Source organism: Acidicapsa borealis, assembly GCF_059115245.1.
On record NZ_JCACNY010000001.1, the window covers coordinates 4,793,110 to 4,814,592 of the forward strand.

General features: G+C 58.8%; 19 protein-coding genes. 13 read left to right on the forward strand and 6 right to left on the reverse strand.

The window, feature by feature from the left end; all coding sequences use genetic code 11:
- Nucleotides 1-75: 75 nt before the first annotated feature.
- Nucleotides 76-864 carry a hypothetical protein gene (locus AC5S27_RS19525; RefSeq protein ID WP_493936235.1) on the reverse strand — a complete coding sequence of 263 codons (789 nt, stop codon included), beginning with the start codon at nt 862-864 and terminating at the stop codon, nt 76-78.
- Nucleotides 865-1,106: 242 nt separating this feature from the next.
- Here AC5S27_RS19525 and AC5S27_RS19530 point away from each other — a divergent pair, with 242 nt between their 5' ends.
- The 3 genes from AC5S27_RS19530 to AC5S27_RS19540 all read left to right on the forward strand — a co-directional run bounded on the left by AC5S27_RS19530 (nt 1,107) and on the right by AC5S27_RS19540 (nt 3,823).
- Nucleotides 1,107-2,384 carry a hypothetical protein gene (locus tag AC5S27_RS19530; RefSeq protein ID WP_493936236.1) on the forward strand — a complete coding sequence of 426 codons (1,278 nt, stop codon included), beginning with the start codon at nt 1,107-1,109 and terminating at the stop codon, nt 2,382-2,384.
- A gap of 294 nt (nt 2,385-2,678) precedes the next feature.
- On the forward strand, nt 2,679-3,038 hold the full coding sequence (locus AC5S27_RS19535) for a PilZ domain-containing protein (protein ID WP_493936237.1): 360 nt from the start codon (nt 2,679-2,681) through the stop codon (nt 3,036-3,038).
- Between the two features lie 29 nt (nt 3,039-3,067).
- Nucleotides 3,068-3,823, forward strand: a complete 756-nt coding sequence (locus tag AC5S27_RS19540) for a response regulator transcription factor (RefSeq protein WP_493937338.1) — start codon at nt 3,068-3,070, stop codon at nt 3,821-3,823.
- Here the strand turns inward: AC5S27_RS19540 and AC5S27_RS19545 are convergent.
- Nucleotides 3,786-4,367, reverse strand: a complete 582-nt coding sequence (locus AC5S27_RS19545) for a MarR family winged helix-turn-helix transcriptional regulator (protein WP_493936238.1) — start codon at nt 4,365-4,367, stop codon at nt 3,786-3,788. The two genes, AC5S27_RS19540 and AC5S27_RS19545, sit on opposite strands and share 38 nt — an antisense overlap.
- Before the next feature lie 100 nt (nt 4,368-4,467).
- Nucleotides 4,468-5,046, reverse strand: a complete 579-nt coding sequence (locus AC5S27_RS19550) for a YceI family protein (RefSeq protein ID WP_493936239.1) — start codon at nt 5,044-5,046, stop codon at nt 4,468-4,470.
- Nucleotides 5,047-5,316: 270 nt separating this feature from the next.
- On the opposite strand from AC5S27_RS19550, the gene AC5S27_RS19555 reads away from it, so the two are divergent.
- Complete coding sequence (locus AC5S27_RS19555; RefSeq protein ID WP_493936240.1) at nt 5,317-6,519, forward strand: MFS transporter; 1,203 nt, start codon at nt 5,317-5,319, stop codon at nt 6,517-6,519.
- A 2-nt stretch (nt 6,520-6,521) separates the two neighbouring features.
- Here AC5S27_RS19555 and AC5S27_RS19560 read toward each other — a convergent pair whose 3' ends face one another.
- A complete protein-coding gene (locus AC5S27_RS19560; RefSeq protein ID WP_493936241.1) occupies nt 6,522-7,160 on the reverse strand; it encodes a flavin reductase family protein in 639 nt (212 codons plus the stop codon).
- 193 nt (nt 7,161-7,353) lie between these two features.
- Here AC5S27_RS19560 and phoU point away from each other — a divergent pair, with 193 nt between their 5' ends.
- The 3 genes from phoU to AC5S27_RS19575 all read left to right on the forward strand — a co-directional run bounded on the left by phoU (nt 7,354) and on the right by AC5S27_RS19575 (nt 8,863).
- Nucleotides 7,354-8,025: a phosphate signaling complex protein PhoU gene (gene phoU, locus AC5S27_RS19565; RefSeq protein WP_493936242.1), complete on the forward strand. Its 672-nt coding sequence runs from the start codon at nt 7,354-7,356 to the stop codon at nt 8,023-8,025.
- A 111-nt stretch (nt 8,026-8,136) separates the two neighbouring features.
- Nucleotides 8,137-8,403 carry a type II toxin-antitoxin system Phd/YefM family antitoxin gene (locus AC5S27_RS19570; protein WP_493936243.1) on the forward strand — a complete coding sequence of 89 codons (267 nt, stop codon included), beginning with the start codon at nt 8,137-8,139 and terminating at the stop codon, nt 8,401-8,403.
- A 22-nt stretch (nt 8,404-8,425) separates the two neighbouring features.
- Entirely contained in the window at nt 8,426-8,863 is a 438-nt protein-coding gene (locus AC5S27_RS19575; RefSeq protein WP_493936244.1) for a type II toxin-antitoxin system VapC family toxin, read from the forward strand.
- Between the two features lie 39 nt (nt 8,864-8,902).
- Here AC5S27_RS19575 and xylB read toward each other — a convergent pair whose 3' ends face one another.
- On the reverse strand, nt 8,903-10,378 hold the full coding sequence (xylB, locus tag AC5S27_RS19580; protein ID WP_493937339.1) for a xylulokinase: 1,476 nt from the start codon (nt 10,376-10,378) through the stop codon (nt 8,903-8,905).
- A 215-nt stretch (nt 10,379-10,593) separates the two neighbouring features.
- On the opposite strand from xylB, the gene AC5S27_RS19585 reads away from it, so the two are divergent.
- From AC5S27_RS19585 to AC5S27_RS19600, 4 genes are all read left to right on the forward strand, one after another.
- Nucleotides 10,594-12,258, forward strand: coding sequence for a mechanosensitive ion channel family protein (locus tag AC5S27_RS19585; protein ID WP_493936245.1), 1,665 nt, complete (start codon nt 10,594-10,596; stop codon nt 12,256-12,258).
- 92 nt (nt 12,259-12,350) lie between these two features.
- On the forward strand, nt 12,351-13,373 hold the full coding sequence (locus AC5S27_RS19590; RefSeq protein WP_493936246.1) for a bifunctional enoyl-CoA hydratase/phosphate acetyltransferase: 1,023 nt from the start codon (nt 12,351-12,353) through the stop codon (nt 13,371-13,373).
- 149 nt (nt 13,374-13,522) lie between these two features.
- Nucleotides 13,523-14,038, forward strand: a complete 516-nt coding sequence (locus AC5S27_RS19595) for a chemotaxis protein CheX (protein WP_493936247.1) — start codon at nt 13,523-13,525, stop codon at nt 14,036-14,038.
- A 294-nt stretch (nt 14,039-14,332) separates the two neighbouring features.
- Nucleotides 14,333-17,599 carry a TonB-dependent receptor gene (locus AC5S27_RS19600; RefSeq protein WP_493936248.1) on the forward strand — a complete coding sequence of 1,089 codons (3,267 nt, stop codon included), beginning with the start codon at nt 14,333-14,335 and terminating at the stop codon, nt 17,597-17,599.
- A 129-nt stretch (nt 17,600-17,728) separates the two neighbouring features.
- Here AC5S27_RS19600 and AC5S27_RS19605 read toward each other — a convergent pair whose 3' ends face one another.
- Entirely contained in the window at nt 17,729-18,955 is a 1,227-nt protein-coding gene (locus tag AC5S27_RS19605) for a pyridoxal phosphate-dependent aminotransferase (protein ID WP_493936249.1), read from the reverse strand.
- A 458-nt stretch (nt 18,956-19,413) separates the two neighbouring features.
- Here AC5S27_RS19605 and AC5S27_RS19610 point away from each other — a divergent pair, with 458 nt between their 5' ends.
- Nucleotides 19,414-21,204 carry a sodium:solute symporter family protein gene (locus AC5S27_RS19610; RefSeq protein ID WP_493936250.1) on the forward strand — a complete coding sequence of 597 codons (1,791 nt, stop codon included), beginning with the start codon at nt 19,414-19,416 and terminating at the stop codon, nt 21,202-21,204.
- An 11-nt stretch (nt 21,205-21,215) separates the two neighbouring features.
- Nucleotides 21,216-21,440, forward strand: coding sequence for a hypothetical protein (locus AC5S27_RS19615; RefSeq protein WP_493936251.1), 225 nt, complete (start codon nt 21,216-21,218; stop codon nt 21,438-21,440).
- The last annotated feature ends 43 nt before the right edge of the window (nt 21,441-21,483 follow it).

The window sequence follows — 21,483 nt, forward strand, 5'->3', positions numbered from 1 at the left end:
AAAGCGGAGGATGACCGGATCGGTATCAATATCGATTCTGCATTCCCTATCAATATATGTGGTGCTAGCCGAGGACTAGGCGATCGTGCTGCCGGTGGACGGCTTGGGAGCAGGGATTCCGGGGCCAAAGGCTACCAGGGTGCTGCCGGTGGAGGGCTTCGGCGCAGGGATGCCAGGGCCAAAAGCTACCAGGGTGCTGCCGGTGGACGGCTTGGGAGCCGGGATTACAGGACCAAAGGAGCTGCCCGTCGAAGGCTTCGGAGCGGGGATGCCAGGGCCGAAGGCTACCAGGGTGCTGCCGGTGGAGGGCTTGGGAGCAGGGATTCCAGGACCGAAGGCTACCAGCGTGCTGCCGGTGGACGGCTTGGGAGCAGGGATGCCAGGACCAAAGGAGCTGCCAGTTGACGGCTTCGGCGCAGGGATGCCAGGGCCGAAGGCTACCAGCGTGGTGCCGGTGGAGGGCTTAGGAGCGGGGATTCCGGGACCGAAGGAGCTGCCAGTTGACGGCTTCGGAGCGGGGATGCCAGGGCCGAAGGCTACCAGGGTGCTGCCGGTGGAGGGCTTGGGAGCAGGGATTCCAGGACCGAAAGAGCTACCCGTCGACGGCTTGGGAGCAGGGATGCCGGGGCCGAAGGCTACCAGCGTGCTACCGGTCGACGGCTTAGGAGCCGGGATTCCAGGACCAAAGGAGCTGCCAGTCGAGGGCTTAGGCGCAGGGATGCCCGGGCCGAAGGCTACCAGCGTGCTGCCGGTGGACGGCTTCGGAGCAGGGATGCCGGGGCCAAAGGAGCTACCGGTCGAGGGCTTGGGAGCGGGGATGCCAGGGCCAAACGATGTCGTGGCAGCGTGCGAAAAGGTTGTCAAAACGCCAGCTGCAAGTGCTAAGGTCAGAAACGCGCGTGAAGGGAAAAGGGAAACATTGTTTGTCATCGTTGGCTCCAGCTTTAAATCTATGCAAAGAGTAACCTAAACTGCGACCGAGTCGTACAACAAAAGTCGCAAAAACGCGAAAAAGTTGAGTTTTCGTCTTCCATTAATCGGAAAATCGTGGTAATGCACTTCTGTGCAAGAGTTTCAAGTTACTTTGGAAATGGTCAGGAGTTACTTTGATCGTAGAGTTAAGAAATTCTTATAACTCGCATTTTCAGGTGGAAAAGTACCGCGAGTTGATTACCCGCCTGAACGAACGCGCCGGTACCACGATCGAATTTCGGGTGGCGGAAACACCCGTTTTTCTGCCTAAAACCCTCCTCGAAGAGATCGCCAATGCGGGCGCAGCGCTGACGCGCCGCCTGCTGGCGTGGCCGGAGTATCTTGCTGGGGCGCGGGCGTCGATTCCCGAAGGTTTTCAGGTGGCAGGCGAGTCAGAACATCCCAATTTTCTGACTGCCGACTTTGCGCTGGTTCGAGATTCTTCCGGCGAGTTGGTTCCCAGATTGGTCGAGATCCAGGCGTTTCCCTCGGTGTACGCCTACCAGGTGATGTTGGCGGAGGAGTATGCGGAAGTTTTCGAGCTTCCAGAGTCGCTGGGCATTTTTCTCGGCGGGCACACCCAGGAGAGTTTCTGGTCGCTTCTTCGTCAGACGGTGCTTGGGAGTCATGCGCCGGAGAACGTGGTTCTGACCGAAGTGGACCCCATGCATCAGAAGACGCTGCCGGATTTTCTGCTTACGTCCAAGGCGCTCGGAATTCCGGTGGTCGATATTGCAACACTGGTTCCGGTTGGGAACAAGCTGCACTATCGCAATGCCGCGGGTGAGCTGGTGCCGATCCATCGTATCTACAACCGGGCGATCGCCGACGAAATGATGGCGCGGCAGATCAAGCTGCCGTTTGACCTGAGCCATGCGTGGGATGTGGAGTGGGCGGGGCATCCGAACTGGTATTTCCTGATCAGCAAATATGCAGTGCCGTGGCTCTCTCTGCCCGAGGCAGGCGCTGCCAGCGCAGATCCGGTAGTGCCGCCGGCGGTGTTCCTTGAGGACTTTTTGCATGGAGACGGGGCGGATCGGCTTCGCGCGGCCGGCGTGGAGGTACCGGGGGGAGAGGGTGGCGAAACGATCTATAGTGACCTGCTCTTGAAGCCGCTGTTCTCCTTTGCCGGCAAGGGAATCCAATTTGACCCGAGCCGGAAGGAGCTGGTGGCGATTCCGGAGACAGAACGAGGTAATTATCTGCTGCAGCAGCGGATGCAGTTTGTGCCGACGATCGAGACGCCGCATGGGCTGACGCAGGCGGAGATTCGCATCCTTTACTTGTGGCCGGATGGCGGAGAGCTGTCGCCGGTGCTCCCTCTGATTCGGCTGGGACGCGGCAAGATGATGGGAGTTGACCACAACCGCAACCAGGAATGGGTGGGTGCTTCGGCGGCTTTCTGGCGCTGAGTGGATCGAGTCGAGAAAAATTTTGGGGCTGTCCACTGAGAGGCGGCCGTCTTCGAAGCCGGTTTTTTAAGCCGCGAAAGGGTGTTGGACACCGCGGTTTTCTCTTGATAAGAAAGTTTTGGGTCGATTTCAGCATCGAGCGGGAGGCTGGATGATGGCCCTTTCGGGGTATAGGAGAAAGCGGTGACGTGGCAGTAGTGTTGGGGCAAGTGAAAGAAACTTTGGAGTTTTCTGGTTCGAAGCAACTTTAAGGTACAGTAGGTGTAACGCTTCCAGAAGGGATTTCTGCGGTATATGAATCCATCCAACCCAGGGTTAACTGTTTCACCCGCTGTCGTCGCATCGCCTCCGCGTCAAGAGGTTCGTTGCGCCGTAAGGTTCCCTCTCAGCCTACCGGTTGTACTAGCGACGGACGTTGAAAAGTTTACGGCGGTGACCAGCAATGTGTCTGCCAGCGGTGTTCTCTTCATTACGGACCGGACGGTACAGGCGGGAACGCAGATTGAGTTTTCCTTGCGCATGCCGGGGGAGATTCTGGGAACGCCGCGCGATGTACTAGTCCATTGTCAAGGACGTGTGGTACGCTGTTACCCAAGCCAAACCGGGTTCAACACCGCCGCGACAATTGATGAGTACAGATTTTCAGATCAGTAACTCTACAGGCACATATGGCAGTCATGAAGATGGATTCTCTGGAGGATTCTCCAGAGGGTGAAGTGAACGATTCCGTTGCCAACCCAGGCGCGATCCGAGTGATTCTCGCGGATTCGCAGGCGATCTATCGCGTCGGAATCCGTAAGGTCTTCGCCCTGGAAGACGACGTGCGGGTTGTCGCGCAGGCCGATTCGATCGAAAATCTACATGCTGCCGTGCAACGCTACCCTACGGACGTGGTTCTGCTTGAGGGCGGCATGTTGACGGGAACGGCGAACGCTATTCCTGAACTTCTCCGGCTCGCTCCGAACATCAAAATCATTGTGCAAGCCTCTTATGCTGACGAGAGCCACACGGTTGAGCTTTACCGGCGCGGCGTACGCGGGATTATTTCTCGCGCTATCTCGCCGGATCTGCTGGTGAAATGCATTCGCAAGATCGCCGGCGGCGAAACGTGGATCGATAATCAGTCGGTCAACCTGGTGATTGAAGCCTACCGTTCCCAAGCGGCTGCACTGGTGAGCCCGCGGACGCAACCTCGGCTTTCGCCGAAGGAAATGGCGATTATTACCTGTATTACGCAGGGTAAGCGGAACAAGGAAATCGCGTATCAGCTGGGCACGACTGAACAGGTAATTAAGAACTATCTACGGAAGATTTACGACAAGCTCGGCGTCTCGGACCGCCTGGAGCTGGCTCTGTACTGTTTGCACCACAAGATTATTCAGGGTGATGGCGAAGAAGAAGCTAATCTGACAAACGTGGCGAAGATGGCTTCCCGCTAGGGGAAGCCGTTGCCCCGGATTGATTCGCGGATAGATTTGATGGACCGGCGCTGATGCTACAACAACGCGCCTTGTCCAGCAGCCGGATGAGTTCGGCAACCTCAGTACAGTTCAGCTCTCCCAGCAGCTCCCGCGGAGCCTGCTCCACCATGCCATCGAGTGCGGTGAGTGTTTCCATGCCCTGTTCGCTGATAAAGGTCCAGACGACGCGCCGGTCATGATGGTCGCGCTCCTGACGGACGAGTTTATGGGCTTTGAGGCGGGCGAGAAGCCGGGTGATGTCCGGTTCGGCGGTGATCATCATGCGGCCGATCGAGGAACAGGTGAGGCCATTGGGGCTGGCGCCGCGCAGAATGCGCAGGACGTTGTATTGCGTCGAGGTGAGGCCGTGGGGCTTGAGGCGCTGTTGAAAATTGCGCTGCAGGCAGTCTGCCGAGCGCAGGATGCTGAGCAGGGCTTCTTCCTGGGGACTTGAAAATCGAGGTGTTACGGCCGGAGCGGCTGGGACCCGATGAGCTTGCTCGTGATGCTGTGAGGTTGCCATGTGTGTCCCCCTGTTGCGGCTGCAATCCGGCCTCCCGCTGCCGCTTGCCGGAGCAAGGACGCGGGAGACCACTTGTTGGATGACGGTGATGGAAAAAGGATTACTGCTTGATCACATCCAGATCGATGGAGATCTTGACGTCGTCGCCGAGGACGGCGCTACCGAAACCCGAACCGATGCCGAAGTCGGCGCGCTTGATGGTGGTGGTGGCGGAGAACCCGGTGTGGAGTTCCTTTTTCATGCCGGGAACGGTTGCGCCGGGGCCTTCGACATCGAGCGTTACGGGCTTGGTGACGCCCTTGATGGTCAGGTTGCCAGCCACGAGAAGGCCTGATCCGCCCTTGGTGACGCTGGTGCTGACGAAGGTGGCGGTGCCGAACTTGGCTACGTCGAAGAAGTCGGGGCTTTTGAGGTGGTTATCGCGGGCGGACTCGCCGGTGTCGATGCCGTTGAGGTCGATCGAGGCCTTGACGCTGGACTTGGTGACGTCTTTTTCGTCGTAGGCAATGGTGGCATCGATGTGGCCGAGGCGGCCGTGGACGTTAGAAACGGCGAGATGCTTGATGGTGAAGTCGACTTCGCTGTGCGCGGGGTCGGACTTCCAGGTGGAGGTCTGGGCGAAGGCTACGGAAGCGGCGAGAACGAGCGAGGCGGCGGAGGCGAGTTTCATCAATTTCATGGGTGATTCCTTTCAGTTCGGGTCGAAGTCTTTGTGTTCTGGATAAGTGCGGCGTTGCTGCCGGTGGTTGCGTTAAACGGGCTGGCAAATGTGCTTCCCGGCAGTTTCAGGCTGCACGTATAAAGATGCGCCTATCGAATAGTCGTTGCAACAAATATTATCAGGAACGGCAAAATCTTCTTCGGGGGTTCGAGTCTCCGCGAGTGGTCTGGTATGCTCCGGCGTATGTCTGTGGGAACCTTTTCCGCCATTGGAGCCAGCTTTCGCAGTTTGAAACCTGCTCAGCGCCATGCATTTCTGGCTTCCTTTCTGGGCTGGTCGCTCGATTCGCTGGATTTTTTTCTGCTGGTCTTCTGCATTCCGGCGATTGCGGCGGAGTTCCACGCTGAGGTTTCGGCGGTGGCGGAGGCGGTTTTTCTGACGCTGGTGTTTCGTCCGCTGGGTGCGCTGATCTTTGGCGCGATGGCCGACAAGTTTGGCCGGAAGCCTACGCTGATCGTGAACATCATCGCTTACTCGGCCATTGAGCTGAGCTGCGCTTTCGCGCCTTCGCTGCATTCCTTGTTGATTCTGCGGGCGTTGTTCGGCGTGGCGATGGGCGGGGTGTGGGGCGTGGGGGCGGCGCTGGCATTCGAGTCGTTGCCCAAGGAGGGTCGCGGGATCTTCTCCGGTTTGCTGCAGGAGGGGTATGCGGTGGGGTATCTGCTCGCCGCTGCGGCGTTTGGCGCGCTCTTTCACTGGATTGGATGGCGTGGGCTGTTCATCGTGGGCGCGGCTCCGGCGCTGGTGGCCTTCTTTGTGGAGCGCAAGGTGGAGGAATCGCCGGCCTGGCTTGAGGCCAGAGCCAATAAGGCTTTGAAGCGGTCGGGGCCGCCGGTCTGGCACAGTCTGCTCGGTTATTTGCCGATGTTTCTGTTTGTGATTCTGCTGATGACTGCCTTCACCAGTTTTTCTCACGGGACGCAGGATATTTACCCTACGTTTCTGCTGAAGGAGCTGAAGTTCACGGCGGGAACTGTCGGGATTCTTGGAATCATCTACAACGTGGGATCGCTGCTGGGTGGTTTTGTCTTTGGCACGTTGTCGGAGAAATGGGGACGGAAGCGGGCGATTATTACGGCGGCGCTGCTGTCGATTCCGGTGGCGTATCTGTTTGCCTATGGCCGTACGCCGCTGATGATCGGTGTTGGGGCGTTCCTGGTGCAGTTCATGGTGCAGGGAGCGTGGGGGGTGGTGCCGGCATATCTTACGGAGCTTTCGCCGCCGCAGGTGAGGGCGATCTTTCCCGGGCTGGCTTACCAGCTGGGAAACCTGATCACCTCGCGCAATTCTGTCTTCCAGGTGGAGTTGCAGAAGCGGTTCCACAGCTACTCGCCGGTGCTGCTGGGGACGGTGGTGATTGTGGCTACGGTGCTGGCCATCGTTACGGCGTTTGGCAAGGAAAGCCGAGGGGTAGAACTGGAAGCGGGGTAGGACTATTTTGGCCGTTGCTGTTCGAAGATGTCGTGAGTGTTGACCCAGGAGTTGCCGGCCATGCGGCCGACGGCGTTGAGCTTGATGGGGTCGACGCGGAAGTTGTCGAAGAGCTCTGATTGCACGTGGAAGCGAACCACCTCGCCGAGCACGACGACTCCGGCTCCGGCCTGCTGGCCGGTGAAGATGATTTGCATGAGCTTGCATTCCATGTGAGCGGGAGACTCGAGTACCCGCGGGGCCCGGACCACTTCGCTGGCGAGCGGCGTCAATCCTGCCAGCTGGAACTCGTCCACCTCCGGGCCGACCTCGGCTGCGGCGGCGTTGGCGGCGTCGGCGATAGCTTCCGAAACGATATTGATGACGAATTCGCCGGTCTGTTCTACGTTGCGCAGGGTGTCGTTGCGGTTATCTCCTCGGCTGCGCAGGGTCGGGCAGAAAAGCACTGTCGGCGGATTCGCGCCCACGCCATTGAAAAAACTGAACGGCGCCACGTTCGGTACGCCTTCGCGATCGATGGTTGAGACCAGCGCTACGGGGCGAGGCACGATGATGCCGGTCATGAGCTTGTACAACTCACTGATTTTTTGATTTTCCGGATGAATGCTGAGCATAGTGACGCTGTCGGAAGGCGAGGGCATGCATCCAGCTTAATACGGTCGCACGGGGGCGAATTGGTCTTACAAAATGGTGAAAATGCGGAGAGATGACCGTTTTGATGCACCTGACGAGATGACGGCCCGGATATTTGCGTAACGATAACAATGAATCAGGCACAATCATGTATGGCGGAATTTCAAGCTGCCAGATTGCGCTTCCGAGGGAGATACCGCCGTGCCGCGAATTCACTTTCAATTACAGCTCGCCGAGCTGAAGGACAAAATCCTGGCGATGGCGGCGCTGGCCCAACAGGCCGTTGAGGCTTCGGTGGATGCGTATCTCCAACGGGACGCGGGACTTTGCCAGTACGTGAGCGAGAACGAAACCGCCATCAACTCCGCGCATCGGGCGCTGGACGAAATGGCGTATGAGCTGCTGGCGAAGGAACAGCCGATGGCGATCGATCTGCGCTTTATCCTCGCGGTGATCAAAATCAACGGCGATCTGGAGCGGATCGGCGACCAGTCGATGAGCATTGCCATCCGTACGCGCGACGTGCTGAGCCTGCCTGAAGTTGATCTGCCGGTGGACTTTGCGGCCATGGGCGAGTACGCCAGCCGGATGATCCGCACGGCGCTGCAGTCGCTGCTGGAGGGTAACGCGCATGTGGCTGACTCTGTCCGGCTGATGGACGACGAGATTGACCGCATGAACCGCCTGGCCCAGGTGGACCTGCTGGAGCTGATCCAGCGCGATCCCGGGCACACGCCGCAGGCGCTGAACGGCATCCTGATCTCGCGTAATCTGGAGCGGATTGCCGACCATGCGACCAATATCGCGACGGACGTGATTTTCTGGATCCGGGGCGCGGATGTGCGGCATGCGTTGAGCCTGGCTTCGGACTAAACCTTCCCAACAAAGAGCTGCGCCAGCCATGCATGCGACTGGCGCGGCTTTTTTTGTCCAATGCTACAATGTAGCAACGTCGCTACATTTCTCAAGCGGCAGGAGGAAGCCATGCCGGTCACTACGGTTTCCAGTCGCGAATTCAATCAGAATGTCAGCATCGCGAAACGTGCTGCCGAGAATGGTCCGGTCTTCATCACCGACCGAGGTGAGCCGGCTCAGGTCCTGCTCTCCATCAAGGAATATCGACGGCTTACGGGCAAAGGTAAGAGCGTCATCGACCTCCTGGCCATGCCGGAAGGAATGGATACCGGCGAAGACTTCGACGCATTGATTCCCCGCTCCCGCGAAGTAGCCAGGTCTGCGGATCTGTCCTGACCCTGCAAGTGATGGCGACGTGATGTATCTGCTCGATACGAATGTGGTTTCCGAGATGCGCAAGATCCGCGCTGGGCTGGCAGACGCTCATGTCTCAGATTGGGCTGGACGGGTGGCTGCAGACGATCTCTATGTCTCGGCTGTGACCATGGAAGAGTTGGAGATCGGTGTGCTGCGGTTGCAGCGTCGCGATCCGAAGCAGGGGGCAGCGCTGCAGGCGTGGTTCACGACGGTGGTGCTGCCAGCCTTTGAGGGACGTATTCTGCCCGTGGACATCGCTGTTGTGCGATCCAGCGCCCGGCTTCACGTTCCTGATCCGCGTCCCATGCGCGATGCATTTCTTGCTTCGACTGCTCTGGTTCACAAGCTCACTGTGGTGACGCGGAACGTAAGCGACTTTGAGGGCACTGGGGTCTTCTTGTTGAACCCCTGGAAGACAGCGGCGCCTGACGACGGTTGATTCGACGCTGGCAACGGGTAACCGACAATGTGGAAATGACTAGCGCAGGGTTGCAAGCGCGGGATAGAGCTTGCGCCACTTCTGGTAGCCCGTTTTGTAGGCGGATTCCCATGCTGGATCGGGCTCGATGCGCTCGGCTACGGCGATTCCGGCGGCGCAGGCTGCGTCCAGATCGGGCCAGGCTCCGGCGCCAACGCCAGCCATGAGCGCTGCGCCGAAGGCTCCGCCCTCTTCCGCTGTCAGCACTTCGACGGCGTGGCCGTAGACGCTGGCCTGAATCTGACGCCAGAGTGGGCCGCGCGCGCCGCCGCCGCCGAGGCGAATGCCGCTGACCGGAATACCCAGCGCTGCGAAGAGCGTGAAGGTGTCTTCGAGAGAGTAGGCTACGCCCTCCAGCACGGCGCGGACGAAGTGGGCTGCGGTGTGGTTGGTCGAGATGCCGGTGAAGGCTGCGCGGACTTCTGGATCGAGGTGCGGGGTGCGTTCGCCGAGCAGGTAAGGGGCCCATTCGAGTCCGTTGCTGCCTGCGGCGATCTTGGCGGCGATGGCGGTCAGCTCGTCATAGTTGGCGCCGGCGAAAAACGTCTCTTTGAGCCAGCGGAAGCTGAGGCCCGCCGATTGCGTTACGCCCATGACGTGCCACCGGCCGGGAACGGCATGGCAGAAGGTGTGCAGGCGGCCCTTGGGATCTTTGATGGGCTCGGCGGTGGCGGCGAAGACTACGCCGGAGGTTCCGATGGTGGCTGAAACTGAACCTGGCTGGAGGATGCCCATGCCCACCGCGCCTGCACCTTGATCGCCTGCTCCGGCGACGACTGGCGTCCCGGCGGTGAGGCCGGTGAGCAAGGCGGCTTCAGCGGAGATGTTGGCGCAGACTTCCTGGGACTCGAAGACGGGCGGAAGCCAGCTCTCGGGGATGCCGGCTGCTGCCGCCACTTCCGACGACCAGCGGCGGTGGGTGACGTCGAGGAGCAGCGTGCCGCTGGCCTCCTGCACGTCGATGGCGTAGGTGCCGGTGAGGCGGAAGCGGACGTAGTCCTTGGGGCAGAGGATGTGGGCGATGCGGGCGAAGATCTCCGGCTCGTGCTCTTTGACCCATAGGAGCTTGGTCAGGGTGAAGTTGGGCAGGGCGGGATTGCAGGTGAGCTCGATGAGGCGTTCATAGCCGATGGTGGCGTGCAGCCAATCGCATTGCGGCTGGGTGCGCGTGTCGCACCAGATGAGCGATGGGCGCAGGACGATGCCGTCCTTGTCCAGCATGACGGCTCCGTGCATCTGCCCGGTGAGGCCGACGCCTCCGATGGGCTGATGGGGCGAGGGGGCGGTGGCAATGGCTGCCTTGATCGCGATCTGTGCGGCTCGCCACCAGTCTTCGGGGTCTTGCTCTGCCCAGCCGGGGTGGGGCGTGCGGAATGGCGCGTGTTCTTCCGATGCGGAACTCACGACTTTGCCGCTTTCATCCACCAGAACCGCTCGCGTGCCGCTTGTACCCACATCCATGCCGAGGAACCACATCACAGAACCACCTCTCTTGAATTGCTTCGTAAATCGCTTTTCTAAACGACGCTATCAGTGCGGAGGCCAGCATAACAGGGTTGATGCATGGGAGCAAAGAACAGAAGCTTTGCATCTCGCTTGGCTGCGCTCTGCTACTCTTCGGATGCACTCAGCCAGCAATTTCTGCACAGAATGTCAGCTTCTCAGCGAAGATAGCTGCAACGGAGAATCGTGTGAGATCGATTGGTCGGCAGTTTCGTCGTGGGTTCGGGATGTGCGTACTTTCGTTCGCCTTTGCTCTCGCCGTTGTGACTGGAGCTGGTGCCCAGCAGGCTCCGCAGGCGCCTGTCACGATCCAGGGGCAGACGCTTTTCTCTGTGCAGGGAGTGTTGTCCTTTACCGCACAGGCGCGCGCTGCGGCTATCTCGCGGCGTCTGCAGGACCTGTCAGAAGATGTAACCGCGAAGCCGGAGACTTTGGCCGTTGCCGACGGCGATGGTTCGACCGATATTGTCTCCGGTGATCTGGTGCTGATGAGTGTCACCGAGCAGGATGCAAAGGCAGCCGGACATACCCGTCAAGAGCTGGCCGCGGACTACAAGCAACGCATTGCTAACGCACTGCTCACGCTGCGACAGGAGTACTCGGTGAAGAGCCTTGTGCTTGGCGGCATTTATGCGCTGGCCGCGACGCTTGGCCTCACGCTTGTTTTGATCGCGCTCCGCTTTCTGTTTCGCAAGCTCTACGCCAAGCTCGACGACGGCCGCGCGAGTGCCATTCCTTCGCTGCGTATTCAGCAATTCGAACTGCTGCCTGCTGACCGTATCGCTAACTTTGCCATTGGACTGGCCCGGCTACTGCGCCTGGTGCTTACGCTAGTGCTGATCTATGCGTATCTCTCGCTGGTGCTTGGCTTCTTTCCGTGGACACGCGGTTATGCGCGGCTGCTGCTGGGTTATGTGCTTTCGCCGCTGCAAATGGTCGGCCAGACTCTGCTCGACTACCTGCCGAATATCTTCTTCATCCTGGTGATTGCGGTGGTCGCGTACTACGCCGTCAAGCTCACGCGAGTCATCTTCGATGAGATCGGCAAAGGGACCATCACACTCGGCGGATTCCATCACGAGTGGGCAGAGCCTACATTCAAGATCGTTCGATTTCTGATCCTGGTGCTGGCGGTCATCGTTGTCTTCCCTTACCTGCCGGGTGCGAAGTCGCCGGCGTTTCAGGGTGTTTCGATCTTTATTGGCGTGCTCTTTTCGCTGGGCTCTACGTCAGCGATTGCCAACATTGTTGCGGGCATCATCCTCACGTATATGCGCGCCTTCAAACTGGGCGACCGCGTACAGATTGCGGATACTGTCGGTGACGTCATTGAAGTCTCGCTGCTGGTGACGCGCATCCGCACCATCAAGAATGTGGAGATTACGATTGCCAACTCGATGGTGCTGGGCAGCCACATTATCAACTTCAGCGCGTCCGCGAAGCAGCATGGCCTGATCCTTCATACCGAGGTCACCATTGGCTACGACGCGCCCTGGCGGCAGATTCACCAGCTGCTGATCGATGCTGCGGGGGCAACGGAGAACGTCCTCGCGGAGCCGCGACCTTTCATCCTGCAGACGGCGCTCGATGACTTCTATGTGCACTACGAGTTGAATGCATACACGGATCAGCCTGGCCGCATGGCGGTTACTTATTCCGAACTGCACAAGAATATTCAGGATAAGTTCAACGAGGCGGGGGTTGAGATCATGTCTCCGCATTACGCTACGGTGCGCGATGGCAACCGCATTGCCATCCCCGATGACTACGTGGCGAAGGACTACGTGACTCCGTCGTTTCGTGTTGGCCTGGGAGAGATTGGCAACGTCATCAGCAAGCTCACCAAGCCCTAAGCTGGGCAAGCGCGAGATGATCCCGACGGCAATCGCTTAAACAGGAGACAATACCTGCAAGGGCAGATGGTGCCTGCAAGGAGAGCCTGCCCATGAGCGATTTAAGCAGTAAATCAGCAAGCAAGACCGTTAACGACCTGGCTGGGCTGGGAGAATCCGTCGCGCTTGACCCTCTGGTTGGGCATCCTGCGGACTTTCACGTCTTTCACCGCTTCCTGGATCGCTGCAAGGATCTGCCTGCGATTACCACTTCGGTCTGCTGGCCGCTCTCGGATGTGGCTCTGCGCGGCGCGACCGAGGCTGCCGAGGCTGGTTTGATTGTGCCGACGCTGGTTGGCCCGCGCGCTGAAATCGAGTCTCTTGCCGGCAGGGTCGGAATCAACATTGCTGCCTATCCGATTCTCGAAGCGGCAACCGAAGAGCAGGCTGCGCAACTGAGTGTTGCGATGTGTCGTGACGGTCGCGCACAGGCGATGATGAAGGGCAGCCTGCACACGGATGAACTGATGCGGATGGCCATGGCGCGGGAGACGGGTCTGCGCACGACGCGGCGTATTTCGCATGTATTCGTGATGGACACGCCTGCGTATGCGCGCACGCTGCTCATCACCGATGCCGCGATCAACATTGAGCCGGAGCTCGAGGACAAGGTTCATATCGTGCAGAATGCGATCGATCTTGCGCATGCGCTGGGAATCATCGAGCCCAAGGTGGCGCTGCTCTCTGCCGTTGAGACTGTGAACCCGAAGATCAAATCTACCCTTGATGCTGCCGCACTGTGCAAGATGGCCGAACGCGGCCAGATTACCGGCGGCATTCTCGATGGGCCGCTCGCTTTTGACACTGCGGTCAGCGCCAAGGCTGCGCAGATCAAGGGCCTGGTTTCTCCGGTCACGGGGCAGGCCGACATTCTGGTGGTGCCGGATCTTGAATCTGGCAACATGCTGGCCAAGCAGCTGGAGTATCTGGGTGGTGCGCAACTTGCGGGCATTGTGCTGGGCACGCGGGTGCCGGTGATTCTTACCAGCCGCGCGGACTCAGCGGCTACGCGTCTCACTTCCTGCGCCGTGGCTGTGCTGCTGCACTATGCTGCGCACCCGCTGGACGAAGCTTGAGCCCTCTGCATTAAAGAACTCCCAGAATTGCCCGATAGATCCAGTAGCCGGATGAGTATGCGCTCATGTCTGAGCTGCGCGCTGACGGCTGTGCGCAACGTGAGCTGGCCTGAGCCGGCCTGGACGCTGGACTGCGGACAAGGGACTCTATGACCGTATTGATTACCGAGGAGAGTATCTGCAAGGCGAACGCTCAGTTCTGGGAGCAGATGCTGGCGATGCCCATGGAGGCAATTCGCCTGGGTGGCGAGGATGCTCTGGAGGTTCGGTGTATCGGCACGGAGCACGTTGTTGGGAGCTGCAACCTCTCGGGCGTGTGGAGTGGCCGGATTGAAGTGCGGCTCTCGCGAGGGCTTGCACTGCTGGCTACTTCCGCCATGCTCATGCAGCCGGTCGAGTGTGTGCTGCATGACGATACGCTGGACGCGACTCGCGAAATCGCCAATATGATTGCCGGTACGATCAAGTCCGCGTTGCCGCGTCCGTGCTCCATGACCGTCCCATTTGCGGCTGTGGAGGCGGCTGACTTTTGCGTTCTGCCGCGCACACCCGACTCGGTCACATGCTTCTTTGAGCATGCGGCGGGCGAGCTGATGGTTCGCGTATGGGAGCAGACAGCGGATGAGAATAGTGCAACAGAACTATTTGCTTCTACCTTTGCTTAACGGCTTTCGTTTCAGTAATCGGAATAAAAGAAACTTATACCGCCCTATCATACGGAGCCGCAGTAGGTCGATAGGCAAGGCTTTTTATCTTGCAATTTTCATCGAAGTATCACTATGTTTGTGAATGGAATCCCCCAGACTGCTGTTCCATTCTTGTTGTTGTAGATACCCAGACAATTATTAAACCCCGTCGCGTGCGCGCTTGCGCACAGGCAGTTTCGCATCCGATTCCTACTCTTTTCCGGGAAGCGAACAGGAAATCCTTACCTTGAAAGCCTTTTGGAGGATGTACGCATGAAGTTTCGTAGTCTTCGTAATCTCCTCATGTCCGCAGCTCTGCTGCTGACACTCCTATGGGCACTGCCCCAGGGAGCGCTCGCTCAAACCTTTCGTGGTGGCATCAACGGCACCGTCACAGATCCGTCTGGAGCGGCCGTGGCGGGCGCCTCGGTGGAAGCACTGGAGCTGTCGACCAATGCTGCCCACAAATCAATCAGTTCGTCAGCCGGCGAGTTTACTTTCCAGGATTTGCCACTGGGCGTTTACACGGTGAAAGTAGAAGCAACGGGCTTCAAGACCCAGAAGTGGGACGGAGTCGAAGTGAAAGCTGGCTCGATCTACACTCTGCCTGCCAAGCTTTCAGTTGCCTCAGGCGCCGAGACTGTCGAGGTATCGGCGGCCGCTCTTTCACTGGATACGACAACGACCACGCAGACCAGCGTGATCGGTGAAAAGAGCGTGAATGACGCTCCGATGAACGGACGCGACTTCACGCAGTTCGTTACGCTGTCACCGGGCTTCGCCAACTCCGGCGCTGGCGGTTACGGTTCGCTGAACGGTACGCGCGCCAACCAGATCAACTGGCAGATCGACGGTATCGACAACAACGATCTCTGGCATAACATTCCGGCCGTGAACCAGGGCGGTGTTTCCGGCATCGCGGGTATCGTTCTGCCGCTGGACGCGGTAGAGCAGTTCTCAGTGCAAACGCAGGCATCACCTGAGGCAGGCCGCAACCCAGGCGGCAGCGTGAACCTTTCGCTGAAGTCGGGTACCAACACGTTGCACGGGTCGGCCTATTACTACAACCGCAATGAGGCACTGGGCGCTATCTCGCCGTTTGTGAAGGCGAACGAGGAAGCAAACGGTTCGCCGATCAAAAAGCAGGAAGTGCGGAACTATAACCTTGGCTTCTCGGTGGGTGACAAGATCATTCGCGACAAGCTGTTTGGCTTTGCAACGTTTGAGAAGCAGCGCTTCGTGATCGGTGTGCCTTCTGAAGGCACCGTGCCGTCGACCGCGTGGGTCAACTATGTCGAGAACAACCTTACGTATGGAGACGGAACCAAGATCACTCCGAACCCGGTTGCGGTGAGCCTGCTGCAGACGCTGTACCCTTCCAGCATCAACAGCGCGCCGGCAACGACGAACAACTTCATTAGCCCGGTACCGGAGTTTGGGTATAGCTATAACGGCCTAGTCAAGATTGACTGGGTACTCTCTGCAAAGGACACCATCACGGCGCATGGCTTCGGTGGTCAGGGTAACCAGGTGGCACCAGTGGGATCGGTGATTCCTGCCTACTACGAAATCGCGCCGCTGCATGTGTTTAACTACGCGGTTGTCTGGAACCACATCTTCACGCCGACGCTGACCAACCAGGTTCTGGCTGGTGTGAACTACTTCAACCAGGTATTTAACGACGCGCAAACCGGCTTTGATATTGCCGGCACGGGCCTGATCACCGGTGCGCCATACACGAACGCTCCTAACATCAGCATCGGAAAGTTTGCAGCTACGGGCGAGACTCCTCCCGAGGGCCGTAATGACATCACCGGCCACTTAACCGATGGTCTCTCGTGGGTCGTAGGCAAGCATCAGTTCAAGTTTGGCGGTGAGTATCGCCAGGCACAACTGGATGAGTTCTATCATCGCCACGCGGTTGGCTCGTTCACCTTTGACGGCAGCCAGAATAGCTGGAATGTCCCGGACAACGTCGCTAACCCGACCTATGCAGAAGCCCTTGGTGACTTCCTGCTGGGTGACTTCCACTCCGCTTCGATCGCCTACGGCGACCCCGACCGTCAGGTGTTTGTAAAAACATTTGATATCTACGCGCAGGACTCGTTCCAGCTCTCGCCGAAGTTGAATCTGAACTACGGCATCCGCTGGGATTATGAGGGCCCGTTCCACAACCAGTACCAGAATCTTTCGGTCTTCCGTCCTTCGATTGGCGGCGACGGCATCGCCTTCCAAGGCAACCAGATCAGCTCCCTGTACAACCAGAAGTACACCAACATCAGCCCCCGTATCGGCTTCTCTTACCAGTTGTCACCCAAACTGGTGTTCCGAGGCGGAACTGGCCTCTACTTTGACACGCCAAACCTGAATCCCTTCTTGGACAACCGGCCGGGCAACGGCGCGCCGAACGGCGTGGAAGGCAACCCTTCCGGCAAGAATCCTGTTCACACGATCGCGTTGTCCAATGGAGGTACGATCACCTCCGGCGTGAATCCGTTTACGGCAGGCGGCGGTGGCGCAGTCACCTGCACCGTGTCGCAACCCTGCGGCGTCTTCTCCATCAACAAGAACTTCCAGCCCTCACACAACATGAACTACAACCTGCAGGTCGAGTACAGCATCAGTGAAAAGGCTGTGGCGCAGGTCGGCTATGTCGGGACTCAGGGCCGTCACCTGCTCTCGATCCTGGATATCAACCAATCTGCTCCCGGCGTGTACGCAACGACTGCGGCACAGCAGGCAGCCCGTCCCTACTTCAGCTCGTTTCCCAACTACAGCGTCATCAACCAGATCGAAAGCATCGGCGACTCCAACTACAACGCGCTGCAGGCAACACTGCGTATTTCCAACTGGCATCGCCTGGAACTCCAGGGCGCTTACACTTGGTCGCACGCCTTTGACGACGTGACCGCATACCGCGGCGCGTTGCCTCAGGACAGCACCAACTTCAAGGGCGACTACGGTCCGAGCGACTTCGATCAGCGCAACATCTTCACCGGCCTGGTCACCTACAACGTCCCCGACGGGCGTAGATGGAAGGCGATTACCAGCGGCTGGCAAGTCAACAGCCTGCTTACCTTCCATGGCGGTATTCCCTTCTCCGTCCTGAGCTCGTCTGACAACAGCGGCACCGGCGAAGGCACGCAGCGCGCCGTTCAGATCGGTAGCCCCTACGCCGGCGCCAAACAAGAAAAGGTGAATGGCAACTGGCTCAATGCGGCCGCCTTCGAGGATGGCCCGGTGGGATCCTTCGCCGGTACCTCGAGCCGCAACGCCTACGTCAACCCCGGCTACAGCGACGTGGATCTCTCGGTCTTCAAGAACACAAAGATCGGAGAAAAGGTCACGGCGCAGTTCCGCGTGGAGATGTTCAACCTCTTCAACCGCACCAACTTCGCGCCGCTCTCCGGACTGAACCCCAACACCGCAACCAATGGCGACTTCCAGCTCTACGACACGATCGGCGACTGGAACGGCGCACCTGGCATCGGCGCTGGTGAACCATTTAATACGCAGCTTGCTCTGAAGATCATCTTCTAGTCTGACTCAACCAAAAAAGAAAGGCGTCCGGAGCGATCCGGGCGCCCTTTCACTTCTGTCCGATGCTCACGCGCAGAAAAAAGCCCCGGCGGCCGATCGCCGGGGCTTTACTTTTGCTCTGTGAAGCGGTTACGACATGTAGGTGAAGGGCGTTTCGCGCATGCGTTCGTGGAGCGGAGCCGGCTTGAGGCCTGCGGTCGCCGATGATGGCGTGCTCATGACCTGCTTGAAGGCGGTCTGGAAGGCTTCCATCTCCGACTTGGTGCCGACGGTGATGCGGACCCAGGTCGGCATCGCTTCCCAGGCACGGCCAATGTAGATTTCCTTGGCTGCCATGGCTGCGATGACTTCCTTGCCTGGGCGCTTCACGTCCACCATGTAGCAGTTGCTCTGGGAAGGCGTGACCGCGTAACCGTTGCTCTTCATCCATGCCAGGTTCTGTTCGCGAATGTCGCCGATGATCTTCTTGCGGCTCGGCACCAGTGTGGTGTCGATCAGGCTGGCCTTGGCTGCGGCGATGGTGGTGATGGGCAGCGAGTTCTGGCCGAAGTAGTTGAGCTTCTTCATCAGTTCCGGCTTGCCGATGGCGAAGCCGAGACGCAGACCGGCCATGCCGTAGAGCTTCGAGAAAGTGCGAAGGATGATGACATTCTTGCCGTCCTTGACCATGTCGAGGCAGGACGGAGCATCCGACAGATGGATGTACGCCTCATCGATCAGAATGACCGTGTCCTTGGGCGCGCCGGCTACGATGGCTTCGATGTCCTTGCGCGGGGTGATGGTGCCGGTCGGGTTGTTCGGGTTACAGACGTAGATCACGCCGGGGTTGGCGGAGGCCGCGAGCAACGCCTTGGGGTCGTGCATGGCTGCGCCGGTCGGGTCGGCGAGCGGAACCTTGATGACCTGTGCGCCTCCGCCCTGCGCGGCCCACCAGGCGGCTTCAAAGGTGACGTCGGCGGTGACGAGGGGCTTGTCCGGCGAAGTGAAGGCCAGGACGACATACTGGAGCGGCTCTCCCGATCCGGCATAGGCCATGATCGTTTCCGGATCCAGGTTGTTCTGCTTGGCGAAGGTCTCGATCAGATCGATCTGCAGGGGGAAGTCGTAGCGGCCGCCCATGGGGGTGATGGCTGCCATCGCCTTGCGGGCCGGCTCGGAGGGTCCGAGGGGATTCTCGTTGGCGTCGATGTGGATGCCTTTGTTGGGGTCGAGAAACTTTGGCCGCTGGGCCATCGCAAAATGCGCTTCCGTCAGACCGGATACAGAAGCAAACGCGGACGTGGCCGCGGCAAACCGCATGAAATTACGCCGGGATAGGCCACTACAAGCTGCAGGATCGAGATTGGATTTCGACATCGGTAGAGCTCCTATAGATCAAAGTACGTGGGATCGAAGTACGAAGAAAACGTGTGCGGAGGGCACACGAAGAGCGCGATGGAACGAGAGTGGAAAATAGGCAGGAATCGTGTGGGGGAGTTCCATACTTCAAGGTAGCGTCCGGGAGCGGGTAAGACAAGGAGGAAATTGGAAAGATTTATTTCGGGGGCGAAAGTGCTGGGGAAGTCGTGCTAATCTTGGTCGGTAAACGATTTCTCAGATTTCCGGCACCTCTCTGTTCTATCCGGCGATTGGGATTTCGTCGCGTGACACGCTACAGGCGGACCGCGTTACCTGAAAATCTTACGGGCACGCAATCGTCTACGGAAGACGCTGTATTTTGCTTGACAGATGTTGAGATAAAGCCATTTACTAAGGGTCGCATCTCGCTTCAACCCGGATTACCCCGAACGGAAGACTCTCACTCAGGTGATCGAATGCTTGGATTTGCAGTAACCTCCATTAACGCCGGCGCGCTGGCTCGCTCAGCCGCCCTGGCAGTCGGTGTGCCTTCGCTGGCCCATCTCAGCCCGCTCGACATCGCGGTGATCGTGATTTACTTCGCGATGGTGATGTGGATCGGCTTCTACCTGAAGAAGAAGGCTAATACCAGCGAAGAGTTCTTTATGGCCGGCCGCGACATGACGGCGTGGATCGCGGGCCTGAGCTTCGTTTCCGCCAATCTGGGGTCGCTGGAGCTGATGGGCTGGGCGGGATCGACGTACCAGTACGGCATTCTGGCCGCGCACTGGTACTGGATCGGCGCGGTGCCGGCGATGCTGTTCCTGGGCATCGTGATGATGCCGTTCTATTACGTGTCGAAGACCCACTCGGTGCCCGGATACCTGAAGCTGCGGTTTGGGCAGGGTTCGAGCATCGTTGCCGCCTTCTCGTTCGCTTTCATGACTATCCTGATGAGCGGCGTGAACATGTTCTCGATGGCGCTGGTGATGAAGGTGGTTCTGGGCTGGGATATCACCTTCTCGATCGTTGTTTCGTCGCTCGCGGTTGCGGCTTATGTTGCGCTGGGCGGCCTGCGTTCGGCGATCTTTAACGAAGTGCTGCAGTTTGTCCTCATCTGGGGCGGCGCGCTGCTGGTACCGATCCTGGGCCTCGTGGAAGCCGGCGGCTGGAGCGGCTTGAAGGAAAAGATCGCCGCCAACATCGCAGCCGGAGCCATCCCCGCAGGAAACTATCTGCATATGTGGAGCAACCTTGGCCACTTCCAGGACAACCCGATGGGCGTGCACTGGACGGGCATTATTCTCGGCCTGGGCTTTGCCATCAGCTTCGGTTACTGGACGACGGACTTCCTGGTCGTGCAGCGTGTGCTTGCTGCGAACTCGCTGCGCTCGGCGCGCATGGCTCCGGTGATCGGTTCCTTCTTCAAGATGGCGGTTCCCTTCATCGTCATCCTGCCGGGTCTGCTTGGCCTTGTCGTCCTGCAGAACGCTGACGGCACGCACATGCAGCTCTTCGGCGAAGACTATGTGAGCACTCACGCTGCGCAGCATCTGCACAGCTACAACGAAGTGCTGCCGCTTATGCTGGTGCGTTATTGCAGCCCTGGTCTGCTGGGCCTTGGCATCACTGCGCTGATCGCAGGCTTTATGAGCGGCATGGCGGGCAACGTCAGCGCCTTTGCTGCGGTATGGACCTACGACATTTACCAGCCGCTGATCAACAAGAAGGCTAAGGATTCGCACTATGTTGCGGTGGGCCGCTGGGCGACGATTCTCGGCGTCGTTGTTTCGATCGGCGCTGCCTATCTCGTCATGAACGCCAAGGGCATCATGGACTACGTCCAAGCGCTGTTCAGCTTCTTTATCGCACCGCTGCTGGGCTCGATTCTGATGGGCATGTTCTGGAAGCGGGCGACTCGGCAGGGCGGCTTCTGGGGGCTGCTGGTGGGCACGCTTACTTCGATTGGTCTTTGGGCATGGGTACATTTCGAGCCTTCGGCTTTGCGCTATGTCGCTGTCTCGCCTTACGCACGCGATATGGCGGAGAACATGTACCGGGCGCTGTGGTCCTTCTGCGCCACGGTTATCGTTACATTTGTCATCAGCATGTTGACGACAGCGCGACCGGCTGCTGAGTTGAATGGCCTGGTCTACGGTGCGACCAAGCTGCCGGTGGAAGAGCCCGTTCCCTTCTACAAAAACGAGTACTACTGGGCTGCTATCGCGGTGGTTGTGTTCCTCGGACTGAACATCATCTTCTGGTAAGGAGTAGCAACATGGAATCGAATACAGGTTCGACAGAAATCTCAATCTGGTTCTTCATTGGCGTGCTGCTTACCGTTTATGGCGTGCTGATTCTGGCGTACGGCATTTGGGAGCTCGTGACGGGCAACCTCGCCAACGTGGTATTGAAGGAACTGCATGCGCCGGTCTGGTGGGGCGCTCTGATGCTGATCCTGGGCATCTTTTACTCACTGCGCTTCCGGCCCGGCAAGGCTTAGCTGACTGCCTGGCGGCGGTATTTACCGGCTTATTCATTCACCG